We start from the raw sequence: 8,998 nt of genomic DNA, 5'->3' as shown, positions 1-8,998 counted from the left end.
TAACCATGTCAAGACAGCGATACAATCGATACGAGAAGGCACGCATCCTCGGCGCGCGAGCGCTACAGGTGTCCTACGGGGCGCCCGTGCTGATCGACACCGACCAGACGGAGCCGATCCTCGTCGCCGCGGAGGAGTACGACGCGGGCGCGCTCCCGTTCACGGTCCGGAGGGAGAGCTGATGACGCGGATCACGAGCGTCTCGCTCCGCCGCGTGCTCGACTCGCGCGGGAACCCGACGGTCGAGGCCGACGTGCTTACCGAGTCCGGCGGCTTCGGCCGCGGGGCGGCCCCCAGCGGGGCGTCCACGGGCGAGTACGAGGCGATCGAACTGCCCGCCAGCGAGTCCATCGCGAAGGCCCGCGAACACGCCGTGCCGCGGCTGGAGGGCCTGTACGCGGGCGACCAGCGCGCCGTGGACGCCGCACTGCGGGCGGCCGACGGCACGGACGACTTCTCGGCCATCGGCGCGAACAGCGCGGTCGCGATCTCGATGGCGGCCGCGAAGGCCGCCGCCGACGTGCTCGGTGCGCCGCTGTACCAGCACCTCGGCGGCGCGTTCCGGGGCGACAACTTCCCGGTCCCGCTCGGCAACGTCGTCGGCGGCGGGGAACACGCCAAGGAAGCGACCCACATCCAGGAGTTCCTCGCGGCGCCCGTCGGCGCGCCCAGCGTCTCGGAGGCCGTCTTCGCGAACGCCGCGGTCCACGCGGCGGTCGCGGACGTGCTCGACGAGCGCGGCGTGCCGGCCGCGAAGGGCGACGAGGGCGCTTGGGCGCCCCCCATCTCGGACGCCGACGCGTTCGAGGTCGTCGAGGAGGCGGTCGACCGCGTCGAGAACGAGGTCGGGTTCGAGATCCGATTCGGGCTCGACATGGCCGCAGCGGAGCTGTACGACGACGATCGGGAGGCGTACGTGTACGGCGACGAGGCCAAGTCGACCGACGAGCAGGTGGAGTACGTCGCCGGCCTCGTCGACGAGTACGACCTCGCGTACGTCGAGGACCCGCTCGACGAGAACGACTACGAGGCGTTCGCGGAGCTGACCGACCGGGTCGGCGACCGGACGCTGATCTGCGGCGACGACCTGTTCGTCACCAACGTCGAGCGGCTCCAGGAGGGGATCGACGCGGGCGCGGCCAACAGCATCCTGATCAAGCCGAACCAGATCGGGACGCTGTCGGACGCGTTCGACGCGGTCGAACTCGCCGCCCGCAACGGGTACGAGACGGTCATCTCGCACCGCTCGGGAGAAACGGAGGACACGACCATCGCACACCTCGCCGTGGCGACCGACGCCGGGTTCATCAAGACCGGCACGGTCGGCGGCGAGCGCACCGCCAAGCTGAACGAACTGGTCCGCATCGCGGACGACGCGGTATGACGGGCCCACACCACGCATGAGCGAAGACAACGACGCGGTCGAACTCGACGACGACGCGGAGACCGAGGCGGTCGACGCGGCGGTCGAGGAGGAGGCCGACACGACCGAGGAACCGACCGCCGACGCGGCCGCCGACGGGGCGCCCGCCGACGCCGAGACCGAAGACGCCGAAGAGGCGCCCGCCGACGCCGACGCCGACGCGACGGAAGGCGCGGACGACGACGCCGCGGACGAGGAGGAGGCCTCCCCGTTCGACGACGACGTCATGCCCGACGACGACGTCGACCTGCTGATCCCCGTCGAGGACTACCTCTCCGCCGGCGTCCACATCGGGACCCAGCAGAAGACGAAGGACATGGAGCGGTTCATCCACCGCGTCCGCGACGACGGCCTGTACGTGCTCGACGTGAGCACGACGGACCGGCGGATCCGCACCGCGGCGGACTTCCTCTCCAACTACGACCCCGAGCAGATCCTCGTCACGTCCTCGCGGCAGTACGGTCGGTTCCCGGCCGAGAAGTTCGCGGACGCCATCGGCGCCCGCGCCCGCACGGGACGCTTCATCCCCGGCACGCTGACGAACCCCGACTACGCCGGCTACATCGAGCCGGACGTCGTCGTGGTGACCGACCCGATCGGCGACGCGCAGGCCGTCAAGGAGGCCATCACCGTCGGCATCCCGGTCATCGCGATGTGCGACTCCAACAACCAGCTGTCGAACGTCGACCTCGTCATCCCGACGAACAACAAGGGTCGACGCGCGCTGTCGGTCGTCTACTGGCTGCTCGCCAACGAGACGCTCGACCGCCGCGGCGCCGACACCGTGTTCGCCCTCGACGACTTCGAGGACGAGCTGTAAGGCCGTTCGACGTCGAGTTCGACTTTTCGTGGACGCCCCGCCCGCAGAGCGACCGCGACGGGATCCGCGGGTCACCGCGTCTCGGCCGAGGGGCGGCGACGCGAGCGCCGCGCTACAGGATGTCGATCGTGAGCGGGTAGCTCCACGTCTCGCCGTCGGCCGCCTTCACCGCGGCGACGATGACGAACACGGTGTCGATGAGTCCGAGCAGCGGGAGTATCAGGAGCCCGATGCCGACGAGGATGAGGACCACCGCGACGAGCGAGTAGATCGTGAGCCAGATCTGCCAGTTTATCGCCGTCCGCGCGTTCGCCTTCACGAACTCGTCGTCGGTCACGAGGAGGACGACGAGCGGGCCGATCACCCACGTGAACAGGGCGAGGAGGTGCGTGATGGCCGCCATCGAGGTGTTGCCGTCGGTGGTAGCGGCGTCTGCCGTCTCCGGTGTGGAGGACATGGAACCGATATCCGCGCCCCGGTAGTTAACTGTTGTCTCGGTCGCGATCAGCGCCCCGCGCTACTCGGCCCCGGCCGACTCGTCGACGTCCGCGGCCGTCTCGGCGTCAACCGGCGACGGCGGCGCGTCCTCGGCCGCGGCCTCCGGCACGTCGTGGGTCCACCGGGGCTCGATCTCCCGATTCGCCATGACCACCCGATCGCCCGTGTCCGTGTCGATCCGGGTCTTCCGGAGCTCGATCGCGGCGACGGTTCCGGTCACGCCCTTCGCCTCGACGCGGTAGCCCGGATTGAAGTCGGGGTCGCGCAGGAGGTACACCCCGGCGACCGTGTCCTCGATCATCTCGGAGAGCGCGTAAGAGACGCCGAGCGCGATGAAGCCGACGGCGGTGCCGAGGCTCGCGGCGATGTCGCCCATGCCGAGTATCTTGAGGAACGTGAGCGCGACGCCGAACCACAGGAAGATCGCCACGAGCGCGACGAGGAGATCGCCCACGAGCTCGCGGTCGTCGACGTAGAGCCTGCCGATGGAGGTCCGGACGAGCGAGAGGACGATCCGGACCGTCGCGTACGCCAGCGCGAGGAATATCACCCCCGAGAGCAGCCGCGGTATCGCGACCGCCAGCCCCTCGACGAAGTTCGCGAGCGACCGCGTCAAAAGCGGCGGGAGCGTCGTCATGGCGAACGCGACGGCGGCCGGCGGTGAAAAGCTGGCGGGCTCGGTGGGTCTTGCCGTCCGGCGACCGTCTCCCGTCCGCGACGATCCGACAAGCGCAACGCCTGTAAGCCCCCGGAGAGAGGGAGTTCGTATGACCGTCTGTGACGCGCCGGGGAAGGTGTACCTCTTCGGCGAACACGCCGTCGTCTACGGCGAGCCGGCCGTGCCAGCCGCGATCGAGCGACGCGCCACGGTGACCGCCGAGCCGCGGGCGGACGACCACGTGCGCGTCGAGGCCGAGGACCTCTCTCTGGACGGGTTCACCGTCGAGTACTCCGGCGGCACCGACGACCGCCCCGACGTGGACGTGCCGACGCCGCTGGTCGAGGCCGCGATGGGCTACGTCGACGCCGCGGTGCGACAGGCCCGGGACGCGGCCGACGCGCCGGACGCCGGCTTCGACATCGCCGTCGAGAGCGACATCCCGCTCGGCGCGGGGCTCGGCTCCTCTGCGGCCGTCGTCGTCGCGGGGATCGACGCCGCGACCCGGGCGCTCGGCCGGCCGCTCGACCGGCGCGAGCTGGCCGACCGCGCGTACCGCGCCGAGTACGAGGTGCAGGACGGCCAGGCCTCCCGCGCCGACACGTTCTGCTCGACGATGGGCGGCGCGGTCCGCGTCGAGGGCGACGACTGCGCCCCGATCGAGGCGCCGAACCTCCCGTTCGTCGTCGGCTTCGACGGCGGCGCCGGCGACACCGGGGAGCTGGTGGCCGGCGTCGGCGAGCTGCGCGAGGAGTACGGGTTCGCCGCGGACACGGTCGAGTCGATCGGCGACGTCGTCCGCACCGGCGAGGCGCTGTTGGCCGATGCCGTTCCGGAAGAAGAGCCCTCGGCAGAGCTGATCTCGGAGCTCGGCGAGCTGATGGACTTCAACCACGGACTGCTCGCCGCGCTCGGCGTCTCGGCGCGCTCGCTCGACGCGATGGTGTGGGCCGCCCGGGACGCGGGCGCGCACGGCGCGAAGCTCACCGGCGCGGGCGGCGGCGGCTGCATCGTCGCGCTCGACGCGAGCGACGCGAGCGAGACGGCGCTGTCGTTCACGCAGGGCTGCGAGGAGGCGTTCCGCGCGGAGCTGGCGACCGAGGGCGTCCGGGTGGTGGAGCCGTGAGCGCGGACCGCGAGGCGGTCGGTGCGGGCGACCGCGCCGCCCGCGACTCCGACGGCTCGGCGCCGCCGGTCGTCCTCAAGCTCGGGGGGAGCCTGATCACCGAGAAGGACCGGCCAGAGACGCTCGACGCCGACGCCCTCGCCGCGGCCTGCGACGCGGTCGCGAGCGCGCTCGCCGACGGCGCGGTCGAGCGGCTCGTCGTCGTCCACGGGGGCGGGAGCTTCGGCCACCACCACGCCAGCGAGCACGACGTCTCGACGACGGCGGGCACGACCGACATCGGTGCGGTCGCCGGCATCCACGGCGCGATGAAGCGGCTCAACGCGCACGTCCTCGACCGGCTCCGGGATCGGGGCGTGCCGGCGGTGCCGGTCCACCCGCTGTCGCTGTCCGCGCGTCCCGGGGGCGCCGGCGGCGGCCTCGACCTGCCGCTCGGCTCGACGTCGACGCTGCTCGGCGAGGGGTTCGTCCCGGTGCTACACGGCGACGGCGTCGCGACCGCGGGCGAGGGAGTCACCGTCGTCTCCGGCGACGAGCTGGTCGTCGAGCTCGCGGCCGGCCTCGGGGCGCGCCGGGTCGGGGTCTGCTCGACCGTCCCCGGCGTCCTCGACGCCGACGACGGGGTGATTCCGGCCATCGGCTCCTTCGACGCGGTCGCCGACGCGCTGGGCGCCAGCGATGCGACCGACGTCTCCGGGGGAATGGCGGCGAAAGTGCGGGAGCTGCTGGCGCTCGACGCGCCGGCGTACGTGTTCGGCGCGGAGGGGCTCGCGCCCTTCCTGCGCGGCGAGGAGGCCGGAACCCGGATAGACTGATCGGGTGACAGAACCCTTATTCGCCCCACCGCCCTCCCTCCGGGCATGAACGAAGCGGAGGTGCGGGAGCGACTCGCGGACGTGCAGGACCCCGCGCTCGGGGACGACATCGTCTCGCTCGGCCTCGTGACCGACGTCACGGTCGACGAGGAGGGAGACGGCGCCGGAGAGGTCCGCGTGTCGCTCGCGCTCGGCGCGCCCTTCTCGCCGCACGAGTCCGCGATCGCCGAGGAGGTCCGGGCGGCGCTCGCGGACGCTGACCTCGACGTGTCGCTCTCGGCGTCGATCCCGGACGCCCTGGACCCGGACGAACAGGTGTTACCGGGCGTGAAGAACGTGATCGCGGTCGCCTCCGGGAAGGGCGGCGTCGGCAAGTCGACGATGGCCGTGAACGTCGCGGCGGGGCTCTCGGAGCTCGGCGCGCGCGTGGGGCTGTTCGACGCGGACGTGTACGGGCCGAACGTCCCGCGGATGGTGTCGGCAGACGAGCGCCCGCAGACCGACGGCGAGACGATCGTCCCGCCCGAGCGCTTCGGCGTGAAGCTGATGAGCATGGACTTCCTCACCGGCGAGGGCGACCCGGTCATCTGGCGCGGCCCGATGGTCCACAAGATCATCACCCAGCTCGTCGAGGACGTCGAGTGGGGAGAGCTGGACTACCTGATCATGGACCTGCCGCCGGGGACCGGCGACACCCAGCTCACGATCCTCCAGACGCTGCCGCTGACGGGCGCCGTGATCGTCACGACGCCGCAGGGGGTCGCGCTCGACGACGCGGTGAAGGGGCTCCGGATGTTCGGGAAACACGACACGAACGTGCTCGGGATCGCGGAGAACATGGCCGGCTTCCGGTGTCCGGACTGCGGCGGCTTCCACGAGATATTCGGCTCCGGCGGCGGGAAGGGGCTGGCACAGGAGCACGACCTCCCCTTCCTGGGGGGCGTCCCGCTCGACCCCGCGGTCCGGACAGGCGGCGACGACGGCGAGCCGGTCGTCCTGGAGGAGGGCGAGACCGCCGACGCGTTCCGGGTGATAGTCGAGAACGTCGCGAACAACGCCGGGGTCGTGCGCCGTCGGGGGGTGAGCGAGGGGCGATGAGCGGAGAGGACGGAGACGGAGCAGGCGGCGAGGGGGAGGAGACAGACCCCCTCGACGCGGCCGGCGTCGACCCGGTCGTCCCGGAATCGGTCGCGGACGCGGCGGACGAGGCGTTCGCCGAGGACGACGAGGTCCGCGCGTTCCTCCGTGAGATCGCCGCCGACGTGCGCGGCGAGAGCTCCGAGAGCAAGCAGCTCTCGGCGATCCTCTACCGCGTGTCGGACCTGTACGACCCCGACGAGCGGACCTCGCCGGAGGAGATCTACCTGAACGTCCGGCACATCATGCAGATCAAAGCGCAGGGCGGGATCGAGCGCTGACCTGCGGTCGGCTCACACCGCCTCGTCGAGCACCGGCTCGTCGAGCACCGGCTCGTCGCCGTGGCGGACTTCGACGCGCTCGGGGACCGGCGCCTCGGTGAACGCGACGTCGACCTCGTAGGGATGCGCTTCGGCGACGTCCGAGCACACCTCCTCGTCCCAGTCGGGGTCGTCCTCGGCGGTCAGCCGGAGCAGGAGCCGGTCGGGCGTCAGGTCGACCTCGATCAGGTCGACGCGGTAGCAGTCCCGGGACCCGGCGAGCAACCGTCCCCTGACGGTGAGGCGCGGCGGATCGGTGTCGAGCGCGCGGACCAAGACGGCGTCGTCGTGCGGACTCGGCTCGTCGGACTCGAACTCGCCGGTGTGCTCGCGGCGGAGCGTCACCTCGGCACCGTTGGCGGTTTCGGGGATCTCGCCCCACGGCGGCGTGGGACATCCGGCGAGCGAGGCGGTCGCGACGGCGGCCGCGGTCAAGAGGAGGGCCCTGCGGCGCATGCGTGGTAACGGTCCGACCGTCGGGGAATACTTTGTGGCGGCGGCCCTCACCGATCGGTTGATACCGCTAGCGCGCCACTCGTTGACACATGAGCGACGACGACCGGATCCCCGTGACCGTCCTCAGCGGGTACCTCGGCGCCGGGAAGACGACGTTGGTGAACCGCCTGCTCGCGAACCCCGGCGACAGGCGGATCGCCGTCATCGTAAACGACATGGGCGAGGTGAACGTCGACGCCGAGCTCGTCGCGCGCGAGAACGACGAGGAGGGGATCGTCGACCTCTCGAACGGCTGCATCTGCTGTCGTCTGCAGGACGACCTGCTGAGCGAGTCGGCCGCGCTCGCGGAGTCCCGGGAGTTCGACTACCTCCTCGTCGAGTCGTCGGGCATCTCCGAGCCGGTCCCGGTCGCGCAGGCGTTCACGGAGGGGACCGAGGGCTCCGAGGTCGACCCGACCGAGCGCTTCCGGCTCGACACCATGGTCACTGTCCTCGACACCTACGGGTTCTGGAAGGAGTTCGACGCGGGCGAGAGCCTGCCGGGCGGCGGGGAGCCGGCGGCCGACCGTCCCCTCGCGGACGTGCTCGTCGAGGGAATCGAGTTCTGTGACGTGCTCGTCATGAACAAGACGGACATGGTCCCCGACGACGTGCTCGACGAGATCGAGTCGGTCGCCGACCGCCTCGGCCCGCGCGCGAAGCGGATCCGGACGAGCTACTCCGAGGTGGACCCGGGCGACGTGCTCGACACGGGGCGGTTCGACTTCGAGACGGCGAAGCGGTCGCCGGGGTGGAAGCAAGCGATCGCGGAACGCGAGGGCGACCGTCACGACCACGGGGAGGACGGTCACGGCCACGACCGCGCCGAGGGCGCCGCCGCGGCCCACGGCGTCGACTCGTTCGTCTACCGCTCGGCGGCGGCGCTCGACCCGGGGCCGTTCGCCGACTGGCTCGACGACTGGGACGGCGCGATCGTGCGGGCGAAGGGCGTCGCGAACGTCGCGGGCACGGACGAGGTCATCGGCGTGAGCCAGGCCGGCCCCTCGGTGCAGGCGGGACCGATCGGCGAGTGGGGGCCCGACGACGACCGGCGCACGCGGCTCGTGTTCATCGGCAGCGAGATGGACGAAGCGCGGATCCGGCGGGAGCTCGACGAGCTGGCGGCGTCGGACCCCGCGGCGGTCGAGAGCGCGGACGCGTTTCCGATCTGAGGGCCCCGAATCAGATCCCCAGCTCGGCCTGCAGGTCGTCCCAGTCCTCGTGGAACCCGTGGGTGGACTCGGTGTCGGCGCCGACCGCCGACTGATAGACGTCGTCGTACGTCAGCAGTTCGCCCCACCCGTCGTGGAACGCCCAGTTACAGTACTTACACATACGGGTGACCACGCGGAGGAGCGACATACCGGTTTCGTCGGCGCGAGCGACAGAACGGTTCCGTCGGCGCGAACGAGGACCCGGTTCGTCGGTTCGGGCCGACGGACGTCTCGGTGCCGCCGACAGAGTGAACCTCGCACGTGACGTACAGCACCTATCGACGCGGCTCGACCGCGACGAGACATCCATGGTCACGTACAAGCGGGGCGGACACGTCCAGAGCGGCGACGAGGCGGTCGAGCGGGGCTGCGAGCACTGCGACTGGCACTGCGTCGCCGACGGGTATCCGGAACTGGTCTCGCGGTACCAGTCGCACCTCCGAGACGAGCACCCGAAGGCGTGGCTCCGGGCCTGACGGTCGCGTGAAAAAT

General features: G+C 71.4%; 13 protein-coding genes. 9 read left to right on the top strand and 4 right to left on the bottom strand.

Annotation, left to right across the window (positions count from 1 at the left end):
* The first annotated feature begins 5 nt into the window (after window positions 1-5).
* The 3 genes from U4E84_RS05960 to rpsB are packed head-to-tail and all read left to right on the top strand — an operon-like array spanning window position 6 to window position 2,243.
* Window positions 6-182, top strand: a complete 177-nt coding sequence (locus tag U4E84_RS05960) for a DNA-directed RNA polymerase subunit K (protein WP_322531180.1) — start codon at window positions 6-8, stop codon at window positions 180-182.
* A complete protein-coding gene (gene eno, locus U4E84_RS05955; protein ID WP_322531177.1) occupies window positions 182-1,384 on the top strand; it encodes a phosphopyruvate hydratase in 1,203 nt (400 codons plus the stop codon). Before U4E84_RS05960 ends, eno begins: the two co-directional genes overlap by 1 nt.
* Window positions 1,385-1,400: 16 nt before the next feature.
* Complete coding sequence (gene rpsB, locus U4E84_RS05950) at window positions 1,401-2,243, top strand: 30S ribosomal protein S2 (protein ID WP_322531176.1); 843 nt, start codon at window positions 1,401-1,403, stop codon at window positions 2,241-2,243.
* A 112-nt stretch (window positions 2,244-2,355) separates the two neighbouring features.
* On the opposite strand, the gene U4E84_RS05945 is transcribed toward rpsB, so the two are convergent.
* Both U4E84_RS05945 and U4E84_RS05940 read right to left on the bottom strand, forming a co-directional pair.
* Complete coding sequence (locus U4E84_RS05945; protein WP_322531175.1) at window positions 2,356-2,700, bottom strand: DUF4870 domain-containing protein; 345 nt, start codon at window positions 2,698-2,700, stop codon at window positions 2,356-2,358.
* Between the two features lie 60 nt (window positions 2,701-2,760).
* Window positions 2,761-3,378, bottom strand: a complete 618-nt coding sequence (locus U4E84_RS05940; RefSeq protein ID WP_322531174.1) for a mechanosensitive ion channel domain-containing protein — start codon at window positions 3,376-3,378, stop codon at window positions 2,761-2,763.
* 130 nt (window positions 3,379-3,508) lie between these two features.
* Between U4E84_RS05940 and mvk the strand changes: the two genes are divergently transcribed.
* The 4 genes from mvk to U4E84_RS05920 are packed head-to-tail and all read left to right on the top strand — an operon-like array spanning window position 3,509 to window position 6,758.
* Window positions 3,509-4,525 (top strand): mevalonate kinase, encoded by a 1,017-nt coding sequence (mvk, locus tag U4E84_RS05935; RefSeq protein WP_322531173.1) that lies wholly within the window; start codon window positions 3,509-3,511, stop codon window positions 4,523-4,525.
* Window positions 4,522-5,340 (top strand): isopentenyl phosphate kinase, encoded by an 819-nt coding sequence (locus U4E84_RS05930; RefSeq protein ID WP_322531172.1) that lies wholly within the window; start codon window positions 4,522-4,524, stop codon window positions 5,338-5,340. The genes mvk and U4E84_RS05930 overlap by 4 nt, the downstream gene beginning before the upstream one ends.
* A gap of 45 nt (window positions 5,341-5,385) precedes the next feature.
* Window positions 5,386-6,438, top strand: coding sequence for an Mrp/NBP35 family ATP-binding protein (locus U4E84_RS05925; RefSeq protein ID WP_322531171.1), 1,053 nt, complete (start codon window positions 5,386-5,388; stop codon window positions 6,436-6,438).
* Window positions 6,435-6,758 carry a hypothetical protein gene (locus U4E84_RS05920; protein WP_322531170.1) on the top strand — a complete coding sequence of 108 codons (324 nt, stop codon included), beginning with the start codon at window positions 6,435-6,437 and terminating at the stop codon, window positions 6,756-6,758. The genes U4E84_RS05925 and U4E84_RS05920 overlap by 4 nt, the downstream gene beginning before the upstream one ends.
* A gap of 12 nt (window positions 6,759-6,770) precedes the next feature.
* Here the strand turns inward: U4E84_RS05920 and U4E84_RS05915 are convergent, their stop codons facing one another.
* Window positions 6,771-7,253 carry a hypothetical protein gene (locus U4E84_RS05915; RefSeq protein WP_322531169.1) on the bottom strand — a complete coding sequence of 161 codons (483 nt, stop codon included), beginning with the start codon at window positions 7,251-7,253 and terminating at the stop codon, window positions 6,771-6,773.
* Between the two features lie 89 nt (window positions 7,254-7,342).
* Between U4E84_RS05915 and U4E84_RS05910 the strand changes: the two genes are divergently transcribed.
* Window positions 7,343-8,464, top strand: coding sequence for a GTP-binding protein (locus U4E84_RS05910; RefSeq protein ID WP_322531168.1), 1,122 nt, complete (start codon window positions 7,343-7,345; stop codon window positions 8,462-8,464).
* 10 nt (window positions 8,465-8,474) lie between these two features.
* Here the strand turns inward: U4E84_RS05910 and U4E84_RS05905 are convergent, their stop codons facing one another.
* Window positions 8,475-8,627: a hypothetical protein gene (locus U4E84_RS05905; RefSeq protein ID WP_322531167.1), complete on the bottom strand. Its 153-nt coding sequence runs from the start codon at window positions 8,625-8,627 to the stop codon at window positions 8,475-8,477.
* Window positions 8,628-8,814: 187 nt separating this feature from the next.
* Between U4E84_RS05905 and U4E84_RS05900 the strand changes: the two genes are divergently transcribed.
* Complete coding sequence (locus U4E84_RS05900) at window positions 8,815-8,982, top strand: hypothetical protein (protein ID WP_322531166.1); 168 nt, start codon at window positions 8,815-8,817, stop codon at window positions 8,980-8,982.
* Window positions 8,983-8,998 lie beyond the last annotated feature (16 nt).

Source organism: Halorubrum sp. AD140 (assembly GCF_034497445.1).
In the GTDB taxonomy this organism is placed as follows: Archaea; Halobacteriota; Halobacteria; order Halobacteriales; family Haloferacaceae; genus Halorubrum.
This window is presented reverse-complemented; position numbering and strand designations above follow the sequence as displayed.